The sequence below is a fragment of the Mesorhizobium sp. WSM1497 genome, from assembly GCF_001672455.2.
GTDB lineage: Bacteria > Pseudomonadota > Alphaproteobacteria > Rhizobiales > Rhizobiaceae > Mesorhizobium > Mesorhizobium ciceri.
In genome coordinates, this window is sequence record NZ_CP021070.1 from 5561830 (window position 1) to 5575595 (window position 13766).

At 62.2% G+C, this 13766-nt stretch carries 15 protein-coding genes and 1 pseudogene; 8 read left to right on the forward strand and 8 right to left on the reverse strand.

Annotated elements, in window-relative coordinates; genetic code table 11:
- Positions 1-456: 456 nt before the first annotated feature.
- The 3 genes from A9K65_RS27350 to A9K65_RS27360 are packed head-to-tail and all read left to right on the forward strand — an operon-like array spanning position 457 to position 1157.
- The gene (locus A9K65_RS27350) at positions 457-636 is read left to right on the forward strand and encodes a hypothetical protein (RefSeq protein ID WP_013532732.1); all 180 of its coding nucleotides are present in this window, start codon (positions 457-459) and stop codon (positions 634-636) included.
- An 11-nt stretch (positions 637-647) separates the two neighbouring features.
- A complete protein-coding gene (locus A9K65_RS27355; protein ID WP_064995161.1) occupies positions 648-857 on the forward strand; it encodes a hypothetical protein in 210 nt (69 codons plus the stop codon).
- A gap of 6 nt (positions 858-863) precedes the next feature.
- Entirely contained in the window at positions 864-1157 is a 294-nt protein-coding gene (locus A9K65_RS27360; protein ID WP_013532734.1) for a hypothetical protein, read from the forward strand.
- Between the two features lie 22 nt (positions 1158-1179).
- On the opposite strand, the gene A9K65_RS27365 is transcribed toward A9K65_RS27360, so the two are convergent.
- On the reverse strand, positions 1180-2205 hold the full coding sequence (locus A9K65_RS27365; protein WP_064995160.1) for an NAD-dependent epimerase: 1026 nt from the start codon (positions 2203-2205) through the stop codon (positions 1180-1182).
- Positions 2205-2357, reverse strand: a complete 153-nt coding sequence (locus tag A9K65_RS35355) for a hypothetical protein (RefSeq protein WP_198327529.1) — start codon at positions 2355-2357, stop codon at positions 2205-2207. The genes A9K65_RS27365 and A9K65_RS35355 overlap by 1 nt, the downstream gene beginning before the upstream one ends.
- A gap of 483 nt (positions 2358-2840) precedes the next feature.
- Between A9K65_RS35355 and A9K65_RS36540 the strand changes: the two are divergent.
- Both A9K65_RS36540 and A9K65_RS27370 read left to right on the forward strand, forming a co-directional pair.
- Positions 2841-2894 (forward strand): annotated as a pseudogene (locus A9K65_RS36540) (Fic family protein); the annotation flags it as partial.
- A 6-nt stretch (positions 2895-2900) separates the two neighbouring features.
- Entirely contained in the window at positions 2901-3413 is a 513-nt protein-coding gene (locus A9K65_RS27370) for a hypothetical protein (protein WP_245321920.1), read from the forward strand.
- Positions 3414-3505: 92 nt separating this feature from the next.
- On the opposite strand, the gene A9K65_RS27375 is transcribed toward A9K65_RS27370, so the two are convergent.
- Positions 3506-4096: a biotin transporter BioY gene (locus tag A9K65_RS27375; protein WP_027164125.1), complete on the reverse strand. Its 591-nt coding sequence runs from the start codon at positions 4094-4096 to the stop codon at positions 3506-3508.
- 117 nt (positions 4097-4213) lie between these two features.
- Here A9K65_RS27375 and A9K65_RS27380 point away from each other — a divergent pair, with 117 nt between their 5' ends.
- Positions 4214-5122: an MBL fold metallo-hydrolase gene (locus A9K65_RS27380; protein ID WP_064995159.1), complete on the forward strand. Its 909-nt coding sequence runs from the start codon at positions 4214-4216 to the stop codon at positions 5120-5122.
- A gap of 31 nt (positions 5123-5153) precedes the next feature.
- Here the strand turns inward: A9K65_RS27380 and A9K65_RS27385 are convergent, their stop codons facing one another.
- Together A9K65_RS27385 and A9K65_RS27390 are read right to left on the reverse strand one after the other, a co-directional pair.
- On the reverse strand, positions 5154-5939 hold the full coding sequence (locus A9K65_RS27385; protein ID WP_024503644.1) for a DUF1499 domain-containing protein: 786 nt from the start codon (positions 5937-5939) through the stop codon (positions 5154-5156).
- An 80-nt stretch (positions 5940-6019) separates the two neighbouring features.
- On the reverse strand, positions 6020-7648 hold the full coding sequence (locus tag A9K65_RS27390; RefSeq protein ID WP_064995158.1) for a fatty-acid--CoA ligase: 1629 nt from the start codon (positions 7646-7648) through the stop codon (positions 6020-6022).
- A 182-nt stretch (positions 7649-7830) separates the two neighbouring features.
- On the opposite strand from A9K65_RS27390, the gene A9K65_RS27395 reads away from it, so the two are divergent.
- The gene (locus tag A9K65_RS27395; protein ID WP_013532740.1) at positions 7831-8187 is read left to right on the forward strand and encodes a hypothetical protein; all 357 of its coding nucleotides are present in this window, start codon (positions 7831-7833) and stop codon (positions 8185-8187) included.
- 147 nt (positions 8188-8334) lie between these two features.
- Positions 8335-8724, forward strand: a complete 390-nt coding sequence (locus A9K65_RS27400; RefSeq protein WP_013532741.1) for a DUF427 domain-containing protein — start codon at positions 8335-8337, stop codon at positions 8722-8724.
- Between the two features lie 39 nt (positions 8725-8763).
- Here the strand turns inward: A9K65_RS27400 and A9K65_RS27405 are convergent, their stop codons facing one another.
- From A9K65_RS27405 to ppdK, 3 genes are all read right to left on the reverse strand, one after another.
- Positions 8764-9504, reverse strand: coding sequence for a polysaccharide deacetylase family protein (locus tag A9K65_RS27405; RefSeq protein ID WP_013532742.1), 741 nt, complete (start codon positions 9502-9504; stop codon positions 8764-8766).
- A gap of 167 nt (positions 9505-9671) precedes the next feature.
- Complete coding sequence (locus A9K65_RS27410) at positions 9672-10775, reverse strand: glycosyltransferase family 9 protein (protein ID WP_064995157.1); 1104 nt, start codon at positions 10773-10775, stop codon at positions 9672-9674.
- A 118-nt stretch (positions 10776-10893) separates the two neighbouring features.
- Positions 10894-13572, reverse strand: coding sequence for a pyruvate, phosphate dikinase (ppdK, locus tag A9K65_RS27415; protein WP_064995156.1), 2679 nt, complete (start codon positions 13570-13572; stop codon positions 10894-10896).
- Between the last annotated feature and the right edge of the window lie 194 nt (positions 13573-13766).

The following is a 13766-nucleotide window of genomic DNA, read 5'->3' on the forward strand; positions in this document are numbered from 1 at the left end:
GCAAATCGGCGGCACGTGATTGAAATGTTGGGCTGTTAGCGCCAGTTATTCATCCCTCCAGATCACGCGTCGTACCATGCGGATTTCAACAAGTCGCCTCACGCGTATCTTCATGCCCTCCGATGCGCTTGGCAGCAGAATGTCCACATCAAGCTCGCGGCGTTTGCAGCGCTCGCAGCGCATGTGCCGGTCAACGTCCCAAAACGGAATGTCCCCCACCAATTTGGCGAGGTCCCCGGGGAGATAGTGGCGTGTAATGTTGCAGTTGATGCACCGGACACGGATTAGCTGACCAACCTCATGCGCTCGGCACAGGGTCTGGACAAGGCGGCGCGGTCGTCTGCTCTGTTCCGGCATAGCCAAAAATAGGAATGAGTTCCTCGCCGAGTCAATTCACTCTTGACATTTATGTTCCCTTTTTGTTCACTACGCCCATGCAGCGTATGGAGTAATGCCATGGATCGAATTGTGACACTGAACAGCCGCCAGGAGGCTGCCCTCCAGGCCCACGCCGAGGATTTCATTGCAGTCCACAAGGGTGATGTGATGAAAGCGCTCAAGGAAATGATCGTGCTCAACGGGCACCTTCAGGAACGACTTGACGCACTCACCCCGCAGCGCCGCGCGACGCGTTAGGAGTAGGCACCATGGGCACAATGCACTTCGACACCGAAGCCAAATCCGAACTGCACTCTGAAGCGGTGAAGCTGATCGCCCGCTACGACAGCCCTCATGAGACCGTGAAGGCGCTCATGGCCTACAACTGTGAGCTTGAGACCCAGATACTCGCCATCGCCCATCGGCATCCGGGGATAGTTTCAATCGGGTACGATCCTACTCCGCCTGTGCTGGAGTGACCTTCAATGAGCCGCCTGATCTTTGCAGGAGAGCTTGAGAGCGCCGCCGACCAGATAGCGGACATATCCCGCGCCGACCTTCAAATTGTACTTCGTAGGGCCGCCCTGATGCTTAGAAACGTCGCCGGTGTCGATCTGGGCACGAGAACAGACGAATTACTTTTTGGAATCGCAGCGGAGATGGAAGTTTCCAAGTCCGATTTGATCAAAACGATCGTCAGCGATTGGCTAATTGCCAATGCTTATCTGCCTGTTCCGCTAGAGCTTGACGAAGGCAACGAGACACCATTTAAAATCTGAGCATGAAACCCGGCGTCTTACGCTATGCCCGCGCAAAATACGCCTTGTACCACTCGACGAACCGCCCGACGCCCTCGGTCACCGTCGTTGTCGGGCGGTAGCCGACCGCCTGCTCCAGCGCCGAGGTGTCGGCGAAGGTATCGGGCACATCGCCGGGCTGCAGCGGCAAGAGTTCGACGATGGCTTTGCGGCCAAGCGCGTTTTCCAGCGCCTCGACATAGGCGGTCAGCTTAACCGGGTTGTTGTTGCCTATGTTGAAGATGCGCCAGGGGGCGCTGCTTGTGGCCGGATCGGGACGGCTGGAGTCCCAGGCGGCATTGCCCGTGGCCGGGTTGTCGCTGGCACGGATCACGCCTTCGGCGATGTCGTCGACATAGGTGAAGTCGCGCGTGTGGTTGCCGTTGTTGAACAGCTTGATCGGCTCGCCAGCAAGGATGTTTTTGGTGAACAGGAACAGCGCCATGTCCGGGCGCCCCCAGGGGCCATAGACGGTGAAGAAGCGAAGCCCGGTCGTCGGCAGCCCGAACAGATGGCTGTAGCTGTGCGCCATCAGCTCGTTGGCGCGCTTGGTCGCGGCGTAGAACTGGAGCGGGTGGTCGGCCGGCCTGTGCTCGGAAAACGGCATATCGGTGTTGGCGCCGTAGACGCTCGAGGTGCTGGCATAGGTCAGGTGCGCAACGGCGCTGTTGCGGCAGGCCTCCAGCATGTTGGTGTAGGCGATGATGTTGCTTTCGACATAGGCATGCGGGTTTTCCAGGCTGTAGCGAACCCCGGCCTGGGCGGCGAGATGGATCACCCGGTCGAATGCGTGGTCGGCAAAGCAGGCGTCGACCACGCTCTTGTCGGCGAGATTGCCGCGGATGAAATGATAGCCGGCATTGGTCTTGCGGCTCGCCTCGTCCAGAAGCCGCAGCCTCGCCTCCTTGATTTCCGGATCGTAGTAGTCGTTGACGTTGTCGATGCCGACGACCTCGTCACCGCGCTCCAGCAGCCGCTTGGCTACGTGATACCCTATGAAGCCGGCCGCGCCGGTGACCAGAACCTTCATCAGAAGCGCCCATCCGTGACATGCCTGGGGAACAGACCCTTGATGTCGTAAATGACGCCGGGGGTCTTGCAAAGAGCCTGCAGGCCGTCGACGCCCAGCGCGCGGAACTGCCTGTGGCCGATGGCCACGATAACGACGTCAATGTCCTTCATTCCTCAGGTCCGGACAATTTTCCTCAAAGGCCACCCCCATCACCAGAATTCGACTGCCAACGACCAAGAGCTACGACAGCGCGGCTGCTCCAGCAAGCATCTATTTCTCGGATCAACAGTGCGGGAACTTTTGATCAACAGCATTGCTTGATGCGATTGAAAAGATACCGTCTGCAACGCACCAACGCCGAACGATAGGGCCAATAATGCGATGTAATTTCCAGCACCGCTTCGGCGATCAACCCCTTGGCAAGTCGCCTGGGAGCCGAGACAGATCGATCTAGAGAGCGGAGATATTGCGTTCCGAAGCAGCTATATGTTGGTGTCGTCGGGACGGCAACCTAATCAGATGCGTATGGCCGGCGGAGGGTACCGATCATCGGCCATAAGATCGGCCAAATATCCGGGTAAATTCGAAATATATCTTTATAATTACGTATTTAGCAGAAGCCAAGATCGGCCAGACATGGAAGAAAGCGTTTCAACTACATTCACCCGTTCCCCGACGGCAATGGCCGCGTCAGCCGTTTGATGAGCCACGCCATGGCCCATGAGGCTGGGATCGCCGCGCACGGGCTGTGGTCGATCTCACGCGGTCTAGCGCGCGGCGTGAAAAGCCGCACGGACTACAAGCGCATGATGGATCATGCCGATATGCCCCGCCAGGGTGATCTCGACGGACGGGGCAACCTCTCCGAGCGCGCACTCGGCGACTTTACGCTATGGTTCATGCAGGTGTGCATCGATCAGGTGAACTTTATGACCGGCTTGTTCGATCTCGACACGCTCGCGAAGCGGCTGCGTCGCTACGTCGAGCGCAGTGGCCTCAAACCCGAAGCCGCCCGCCTCCTGGAGGAAGCGCTAATGCGCGGCGAATTTGAACGCGGCGAAGCGTCTCGCATTAGCGGACTGCCCGAACGCACGGCGCGTCGCGTGTTCAATGAGGTGATCGCGCTCGGTCTGTTGGCGTCGGAAACACCCAAAGGTCCGGTGTCGCTACGCTTTCCGGCCGACGCATTGGATTCACTGTTTCCGAAGCTGTTTCCAGAAACCTAAGTGTGATTACTTGGCAGACGCCACGCTGAAATCCGCCAATCACCCCACGCCAGCCAAGGCTTGATTGCTCAAGCCGCTGGTCTGCTCGGGCTTCAGCCGCGCTTGAGCAGCGTCCAGACGGCCGGCACCAGGCTTGCCGCGAGAGCCACCTTGATCAGGTCGCCGACGATGAACGGCACGACGCCGAACTGCCACGACTTTTCCGGACCGATGAGCAGCGCCAGCCAGGCAAAGCCCATCGCCATCATGACGACTTCGCCAACCAGCATGGCGTTGAAAAGCTTGATCGGATGGCGGTCCCAGCCGCGATCCGCCGCCCAGCCGACAATGGCCGCCATGACCACGAAGCCGGCGAGATAGCCGCCGGTCGAGCCGAGCATGTAGGCAATGCCGAGACCCTTTTCAGGCGTGCTCTGGAAGACGGGGAAGCCCATGGCGCCCTCGGCCATGTAGAGCAGCAGGGTGGCGACGCCGAGACGCATGCCGAAAGCGGCGGCAATCAGCAGCACGGCCAGCGTCTGCATCGAAATGTCGACCGGCCCGAGCATCACCTTGGTCTTGGCCGACAGTGTCAGCACAAGCGTTCCGGCGATGGCCAGGAAAAGCTGCGTTGCCAGCCGCGCCGCGCCGCTTTGCGGCAGAGCCAGAGAAACAAGCGGACGCATCGTAGTTGCAATTGCCATGGTATTTCCCCAATCCGATTGCCGCTACCAGATGTTCGCGGCCTCACATCCTCCTATATTGGCTTGCGTGTTATGCGGCAATCGGTTTTGCCGTTTCCCCAAACAAGGCACCGATGCATGGCACTGAAGTTCGAGACCGGCTTCGACCCCCTCTATGACCAGGGGGTGAGCGTCGCGCCCGATGTCCAGCGCATCACGGCCCGCAATCCAAGCCCTTTCACCTTTCACGGCACCAACAGCTACATAATTGGCCGCGATACGCTGGCGGTGATCGATCCGGGGCCGCATGACGAGGCGCATCTGCGGACCCTGCTCGAAGTGATCGCAGGCCGGCCGGTCAGCCATATCTTCGTCAGCCATACGCATCGCGACCACTCCCCGCTGGCGGCCCGGCTGAAAGAGCGCACCGGCGCCATCGTGCTGGCCGAGGGGCCGCACCGGCCGGCAAGAGCCCTGCATATCGGCGAGACCAATGCGCTCGACGCCAGTGCAGACATGGCTTTCGTTCCCGACATCGCCCTTTCCGACGGCGAGGCGGTCGATGGCGACGGCTGGTCGCTCAGGACGGTTCTGACCCCGGGCCACACCGCCAATCATGCGGCGTTCGCGCTGGAAGGAACCGGCATCCTGTTTTCGGCCGATCATGTCATGGCCTGGGCAACCTCCATCGTCGCCCCGCCGGATGGAGCGATGGCCGATTACATGGCCTCGCTGGACCGGCTGATCGAACGCGAGGACCGCTTGCTGCTGCCCGGACATGGCGGGCCGGTGACGGCGCCGCGCGCTTTCATGCGCGGGCTGAAGACGCACCGCAAGATGCGCGAGCGCGCCGTCCTGGAGCGGGTCAGAGAAGGCGACCGGACGATTCCCGACATGGTCAGGGCGATCTACAGGGATACCGATCCGCGGCTGCATGGCGCCGCCGGATTGTCGGTGCTTGCCCATCTCGAGGATCTGACGGCGCGCGGTCTGGTTGTGACCGATGCCGCACCGGCCATCGACGGCATTTTCACGCCGGCCGGATAGGCAACGCAGCCCACTGCCAAGTGCCCGTGCCTCACTCGGCCGGCGCGGCGCCAACCTGACCGGCGACTTCCTGGTCGAGCTCGGCAAGGAAATCGACAATGCGCGCGGCATTGTCGCCAAGGTCGTAGCGACCGTAGCGGGACGCCGACCGCATGTCGACGATGACCGTATCGCCATCGTCCGTCACGCGGATCGCCACATCGGCGGGAAGGCCGATCACGAAGCCCTTGGCGACGGCGGTGATGGTCACCTCGCTTTGCCCGGCGAGATCAGGATAGGGTTCCGATAGATCCCAGTCGCGCCGGTCGAGTACGGTTTCGACGGCATTGACGACAGTCTCGAACGGCAGGTCGTAGCTGCGTGCGCTGACCAGCGGATAGCTATCGGTCTGCAGCCGCTGTTCCCCAGGCGTCGACGGCGCAAGCACGTTCATATCCTTCGTGCGGTCGCTCACGTCCAGCGCCGGCGGTTCGTCGAAATCTGTCGAAATATCCCTGAGCGGCGGATAGATCGTCGCCCAGTAGGCGGCGACGCCGTAGGGTGCGAGCACCAGCAGCGCCAGCAGCGCGCCGACCGTCAGGTCGCGACCGCCGCGGTCGCCGAAATTCCAGAGCCGCGAAAAGGCAAACCCGGCAAACAACAGCGCCATCGCCGCCAGCAGCGCGACAATGCCGAGCACCCACAGAAAGACAGGTGTTTCGACGAGATCGAAGCGATGGCCGACAAAGACCGTCAGCAGCAGCACCAACGAAAAAGCGGCCGTGCGCCGCGACCATCCGGCCGCCCTCGACGTCTGCCGTTCAGGAATACTTGCCATCGATTGCCGCACCACCCCAACCCGAACGGAGACTTAGAACCTTTTTGCGATGCCATGAAGCCGAAACATGCGACATCGCGTCAATCCGTCGGCAGGCGATAATCCTTGAACTGCTGGCGCAAGGTGATCTTCTGGATCTTGCCGGTGGCGGTGTGCGGAATTTCACCGACGAAGGCGACATCGTCCGGCATCCACCATTTGGCCACCTTGCCGTCCATGAAGTCGAGAATATCAGCCTTGCTCGGTTCCTTGCCCGGTTTGCGGACGACGACCAGCAGCGGCCGTTCGCCCCATTTCGAATGGTGGACGCCGATGGCTGCCGCCTCGGCGACATCGGGATGGCCGACAGCCAGGTTCTCGAGGTCGATGGTCGAAATCCATTCGCCGCCGGACTTGATGACGTCCTTGGCGCGATCGGTGATCTGCATATAGCCGCCCGCGTCGATGTGGGCGACGTCGCCGGTATCGAACCAGCCATCCCCGTCGAACTGCTCCACGCCGGCGCCGCCATAATAGGCACGGGCAACGGCCGGCCCACGCACTTTCAGGCGGCCAAATGTCTTGCCGTCCCAGGGTTGCGCATTGTTGTTGTCGTCGGTCACCTTCATTTCGACCCCGAACGGCGGATAGCCCTGTTTCTGCTGGACATCGAGCCGGGCTTCGCCCTCAAGACCAGCATAGTCCGGCTTCAGGGTGCACAGCGTGCCGAGCGGCGACATTTCGGTCATGCCCCAGGCATGGATGACCTGGACATCGTAGTTCTGCTGAAACTTCGTCATGATCGCGCGCGGGCAGGACGAGCCGCCGATGACGACCTTATTGAGATAGGGAAGCTTCTTGCCGGTCTCCTCCAGATGCTGCAGCAGCATCATCCAGACGGTCGGCACGGCCGCACTGAAGGTCACCTTCTCGATTTCGAGCAGTTCATAGATCGAGGCGCCGTCCATCTTGCAGCCGGGCATGACCAGCTTGGCGCCGATCATCGGCCCGCTCTGGCCAAGGCCCCAGGCATTGGCGTGAAACATCGGCACGACAGGCAGGATCGTGTCGCGCGACGACAACCCCATGGCGTCGGGCATGGCGGCGATCATGGCGTGCAGCACGTTCGAACGGTGGCTGTAGACGACGCCCTTGGGATCGCCCGTGGTCCCGGAGGTGTAACACATGCCTGCGGCGGTGCTTTCGTCGAAGGTCTTCCAGGCGAAGTCGCCATCCGCCTCCTCAAGCCACTCTTCATAGGCGACCACATTGGGCAACGTCGTCTGCGGCATGTGTGCCTTGTCGGTCAGCACGATCACCTGTTTCAGCGACTTGACGGCGCCGGCGATCTTCTCGAGCAGCGGCACGAAAGTCAGGTCGACGAAGACTGCCTTGTCCTCGGCATGGTTCATGATCCAGACGATCTGCTCGGGAAACAGCCGCGGATTGAGCGTGTGGTAGATGGCGCCGATGCCCATGATGCCGTACCAGGCCTCGATGTGGCGGGCGGTGTTCCAGGCCAGCGTCGCGATGCGGTCGCCCAACCCATAGCCGTCGCGCTCCAGCCGCTGGGCGACCTTCAGGGCGCGACGATGGATGTCGGCGTAGGTGGTGCGCACGATCGGCCCTTCGATCGAGCGTGACACGATCTCGCGCATGCCATGCTGCCGCTCGGCATTGTCGATGAGCTTATGGCAAAGCAGCGGCCATTCCTGCATCAGTCCCAGCATTCGGTCCTCCCTCACGCTTTTGCGTTGTGCTTTTTGTCCCATTGTGGAGCGAACCGACGGATTGTCCAGCCGCCAATACGGCCGAGCACTGCATTGGGAACAACCGCCACAATCCGGCCATCGTCGGCGTTAAGCTTCGTTAACGGGCAAAGGGGTGCGATTGGCGACTGAAAGAGGTTCGCATGGACGCGCAGCTCGACGACAAGGCTCTCGAGAGTACGCTTGCCGAAAGTCTGGCCGATCTGGTGCCGGACACAAAGACTGTTTCCGAAGATGAATTTGTTGAAGTTGTCGGCGGCGCGCTGGAAGCGGTCGGCGGCACGTTGCTGTTCAAGATGTGCGTCCAGAACCAGGGCGAGGACCAGCACGTCGCAGCCGCGTCAGTCGGCGATGGCGGAAACCGCCAATTCCTGCTGCTCACCTTGCCGACCGGCGGTGGTTCCCTGAAGGTCGAGACCGTATCGAGAAGCAGCAACCCGGTCGCCGGTATCGCTGCCGCCTATGCCGGTCTCATGGACGTGTTCAAGGCCGCTGCCTGACAGCTGACGACAAGTATCAAGGATATTCGGAGGCGCGATCCGGCAGTGCCGGCCTGGGCAGGTGTTTGCGTGTTGCATGGCGACGGCAGGCCTTGAACAATGCGTTTGCGCGACACATCTCAAAGTCGACGCAAGGAGAGCCGCCGCATGGATCAGATCGCCAACCCCGCACCCGGTTTCCAACGCAACCCGGACAAAATCATCACCATCGAGCCCTATGCCGGCACCGTTACCGTGCGCGCCGGAGACGTGGTCATCGCTTCAACAGCAAAGGCCAAGGTGCTGACCGAAGCTCCCTATCCGGCGGCCTTCTACATTCCGTTCGCCGACATCGATTTCGGCAAGCTTGGCCGCACCGACCACTCGACCCATTGCCCCTACAAGGGCGATGCAAGCTATTGGAGCGTGCTGCCTGCCGGCGAGACCGGCCAGAACGCCATGTGGGCCTATGAACGGCCTTTCGACGAGATGGCTGAAATCGGCAACCACGGCGCATTCTACGCCAGCAAGGTCACGATCGAAGCCAAACCGGACTGAGCCAACGCCGAAGGCATCGGGATACGCTCGGCTGGCCACTCACTCCGTGGTGCCGTTATTGCCGATGCCCTCGGCATCGTCGAGCCGCACAAAGGTCAAGCCCTTGGCCTTGAGCGCCAGCAGCCCCTGCACCACGCCTTCGCCTGCCGCATGGGTCGGCTGGTTGATGTGCGAGATAATGACGTCGCCGTCCTTGGCCGCCGCGATGCGCCGCGCGGTTTCCTTGGCGCCGAGCAAGGAGCCGCCGTCGCCGTTTATCGAGAATCCCGCGACCTTGAAGCCAAGCTTGCGGATCATGGCGATTGCCGACGGGCTGTATTCGGCGGTTGCGCCACGAAACCATTTCGGCGCCGGCTCGCCGGTCCCGGCAAGAGCGGCGGCCCCCGATTCGACCTCGGCCAGCACCGCATCCGGGCTGCCGGCGCTGCGGATGCCGTAGATTTTCCGCGGCGTGTCGACCGCCGGGATGTGGTGACCGCCGTGATTTTCCAGTTCGAACAGATCGGGATGCGCCCGCATGATCTCGACGGCGGCGGCGTTCCGCTTCAGCCAGATGCCGGTCACGAAAATGGTGGCGGGGATCTTGTTGTCCACCAGCGCCGAAAGGATCCGGCTGTCGGTCTGTCCGCCGCAGGCATCGAGCGTGAGTGCCACACGGCCGGCGCCGCTCGCCTGCGGCCTGATGTGCAGCGTCGGCTCGACGAGCGGCGCGGCATGGCCGGCGGATGCCATCGCCAACGACATGGCGATCATCCAGAGATTTTTTTGCAGCAGGCGCATCAAACCGATTTCCTGACCCGTCATTTCAAGCAGGCATCCCAAAGACCCGCATGAAGGCGGAAATCAGGATGATGCATAGCAGAAAAGCGCTCCACGCGACAATGTGACCGTTCCTGCGGCGAACGTGTCTTCTACCGCGTCGAGAGTCGTGCATGCGACCCATGATCTCAGATGACGCGTTCCAGCTGCATTTCGGTGCGCGAAAGAACCTCGCGCACCGCGTCGACCACAGGCTTGACTTCCAGGCCCCAGACGCAGCATGCCTTGCTGGGATCCGGCGCGCGGCAAAGGTCCTCGGCCATGCAGGCGCAAGGCATCGGCGGCTGGAGCGAGATGCTGGGCACGCCGACGGGACCCCAGCGCGACGGCTCCGTCAGACCGAACAGCCCGACAACCGGGGTCCCAGTGGCTGCCGCCATGTGCATCGGGCCGCTCTCATTGCCGAGAAACAGCCGGGCCTGTTTCAGCACCGCCAGCAGGCTTCCAAGCGACAGGTCACCGACGAGATTGACGACCGGCGGCGCGGTCCTGGCGACGATGCGTTCGGCGATCTCGCGCTCGTCCGGGCCGCCCACCAGCACGACGTCCAGGCCGGTCTCGCCGGCAATCTCGACGATCGCTGCTGCAAACCGCTCCGGCTGCCAACGTCGCCCCTCGAAGCTTGCACCCGCATGCACGGCGATGAAGGCATTTGGCCGCAGATGGTGCTCATCCAGCAGCGCCAATGCTTTCGCCGTCTCCAATGGCAGCGGCTGAAGGTTCGGAATCACCGTGCGAAGTTCAATGCCGAGCGCTTCGAGCGGCGAGAGGTAGCGGTACAGGAAATGCTGGCCATCAAAGCCGTAGGGCTTGGCAAGGACGTTGGCGGGCTGCCGCTCCAGCATACGCAAGGGTCTTTCGGAAGGATTGTATCCGACACGGGTCTTTGCGTGGACGAGCCCGGTGAGGATGCGCGACGTCTTCGAATCGGTCAGGTCGATGGTCAGGTCGAAGCGGAAGCGGCGCAACGCCCGCACCATGGTATAGAGCTCCTTCCCTCGCTCCAAGGGGGTGCCGCGCATGCGGTCGCGCCTGAATGCGACCACCTCGGAAGCGATACCATGGGCGATTACGAAGCTCTCGAAGCGGGTCTCGCACAGAAAGACGATGCTGGCGCCGGGGAATTCGAGCCGCAGGTTCTTGGCGAGCGCCGAGGCGAGGACGAGATCTCCTATGAACTTGGTTTGAATGACCAGGATCGAGCGGAGCGGCGCGGGAGAGATCTGCAGCATCTGTTTCCGGGAGCAATTTGCGGATGGCCGCAAATTGGGCAGGAACAATGTCGAGATTACGCGACGCCGCCAGCACGTTCGCGTGAATTGTCTTACAAAACGGTAAGCTGGATGGATCCTATCCGCGGCCTGCCTTCGCAACCAGCACCGCTGCCTGCGCTGCCGCCAGCCTGGCGATCGGCACGCGATAGGGCGAACAGGACACGTAGTCGAGGCCGACCTCTTCGCAAAAGCGGATCGAGGCCGGATCGCCGCCATGTTCGCCGCAAATGCCGAGCTTGATGTCGGGCCGCGTCGCCTTGCCCTTTTGCGCGGCCATGCGCACCAGTTCGCCGACGCCCTCGATGTCGAGCGAGACGAACGGGTCCTGATCGATAATGCCCTTCTGGCGGTAGGTTTCCAGGAACGAGGCCGCATCGTCGCGCGAAATGCCGAAGGTCGTCTGGGTCAGGTCGTTGGTGCCGAAGGAGAAGAATTCGGCTGATTCTGCAATGACATGCGCGCGGATCGCCGCGCGGGGAAGCTCGATCATCGTGCCGGTGAGATAGTCGATCTTGACGCCGGTTTCCTCCATGACGCTCTTGGCAACCGCATCGATGCGCGCCTTGACGTAGTCGAGTTCCTTCACCAGGCCGACGAGCGGCACCATGATCTCGGGGACCACCAGGGCGCCGGCCTTCCTGCCGGCCTCCACGGCCGCCTCGAAAATGGCCCGCGCCTGCATCTCGGCGATCTCGGGGTAGGAGACGGCCAGGCGGCAGCCGCGATGGCCGAGCATCGGGTTGAACTCGTGCAGTGCCTCGGTGCGCTGCCTGAGCTTGTCGGGCGACACGTTCATGGCGGCGGCGACCTCGGCGATTTCAGCCTCGGTCTTGGGGAGGAATTCGTGCAGCGGCGGATCGAGCAGTCGGATCGTCACCGGCAGGCCGGCCATGATCTCGAACAGTTCGAGGAAATCCGAGCGCTGCATGGGCAGAAGCTTGGCGAGTGCGGCGCGCCGGTCCTTTTCGGTGTCGGCCAGGATCATCTCGCGCATGGCGACGATGCGGTCGCCGTCGAAGAACATGTGCTCCGTGCGGCAAAGCCCGATGCCTTCGGCGCCGAAGGAGCGCGCCATGCGCGCATCGAGCGGTGTTTCGGCATTGGTGCGCACCTTCATGCGCCGCACCGCGTCCGCCCATTCCATGATGGCGGCAAAATCGCCTGACAGTTCAGGCTGCAGCATGGCAACCGCGCCCTTCAGCACCTGGCCGTTGCCGCCATCGATGGTGATGATGTCGCCTTTGCGGAAGGTCTGCCCCATCGAGAGCAGCGTGCCGGCCCTGTAGTCGACGCGCAGCGAGCCGGCACCCGAGACGCAAGGCTTGCCCATGCCGCGCGCCACCACCGCGGCGTGGCTGGTCATGCCGCCGCGCGTGGTCAGGATGCCTTCCGCCGCATGCATGCCGTGGATGTCTTCGGGACTGGTTTCGATGCGCACCAGGATCGCCTTGCGCCCTTGTGTCTTCAAGTCCTCGGCGTCAGCTGAGGAAAAGACGATCTCGCCGGTAGCGGCACCGGGCGAGGCCGGCAGTCCGATGCCGATGACGTCGCGCGCGGCCTTGGGGTCGATGGTGGGATGCAACAACTGGTCGAGCGAGGCCGGGTCGATACGGGCAACGGCTTCCTCTTTCGTGATCAGCCTGTCGCGCGCCATCTCGACGGCAATTTTCAGCGCCGCCTTTGCGGTGCGCTTGCCGGAGCGGGTCTGCAGCATCCACAATTTGCCGCGCTCGATGGTGAATTCGAGATCCTGCATGTCGCGGTAGTGCTTCTCCAGACTATCGGAGATGGTGACGAAGGACTGGAACGCGTCAGGCATCAGCTTCTGCAGCGACGGCTTGTCCGAGCCTGCTGCGATACGCGCCGCTTCGGTGATGTTCTGCGGCGTGCGGATGCCGGCAACGACGTCCTCGCCCTGCGCGTTCACCAGGAACTCGCCATAGAGCATCTTTTCGCCGGTCGACGGGTTGCGCGTGAAGGCAACGCCGGTGGCCGAGGTTTCGCCCATATTGCCGAACACCATGGCCTGGACGTTGACCGCCGTGCCCCAGCTTTCGGGAATATCGTGCAGGCGGCGATAGGTGATGGCGCGGTTGTTCATCCAGCTCGAGAACACGGCTGATATCGCGCCCCAGAGCTGCTCATGCGGATCCTGCGGAAACGGCCTGCCAAGCTCTTCCTCGACTTTGGCCTTGTAGAGCGCGATGACGCCCTGCCATTCGAGCGCCGTCAGCTCGGTGTCGAGCTCGTGCCCGAGCCCGCCCTTCTGGTCCTCCAGGATTTCCTCGAACACTTCGTGGTCGAGACCCATGACGACATCGGAATACATCTGGATGAAGCGGCGGTAGCTGTCATAGGCAAAGCGCGCATCGCCGGAATCGGCGGCCAGCGCCTCGACCGTCTCGTCGTTCAGGCCGAGATTGAGGACGGTGTCCATCATGCCGGGCATCGAGGCGCGAGCGCCGGAACGCACCGACACCAGCAGCAGTTTCGACGGGTCGCCGAACCGACGACCGGTCAGCCGGCCGATGTGATCGAGCGCGACCGCGACATCGGCTTCCAACCCGGCCGGATAAATACGGCCGTTGGCGTAGTAGGCGTTGCAGACCTCCGTGGTGATGGTGAAGCCCGGCGGCACCGGCAGCCCCAGGCTGCACATCTCGGCCAGGTTGGCGCCTTTGCCGCCCAGGAGATTCTTGTCGCTGGCACGGCCCTCCGCCGCACCATCGCCAAAGGTGAAAACCCATTTGGTCATGCATCGCTCTCCGGTTGCAGGAGATTGGAAAGATTGGCGAAACGGAAAGTTCCGCCGGTCCGTCCTTGGAGCGATATGATGCTGCAGTGCGAAAGGCAAGGCGTCGGTAAAGCCGTCCGGCCACTACAATCGATTAAGCAAAGCCGTGCCTCAGGATGCGGCAAAAAGACTTGCTATTCAGGGGATTCTGGAGT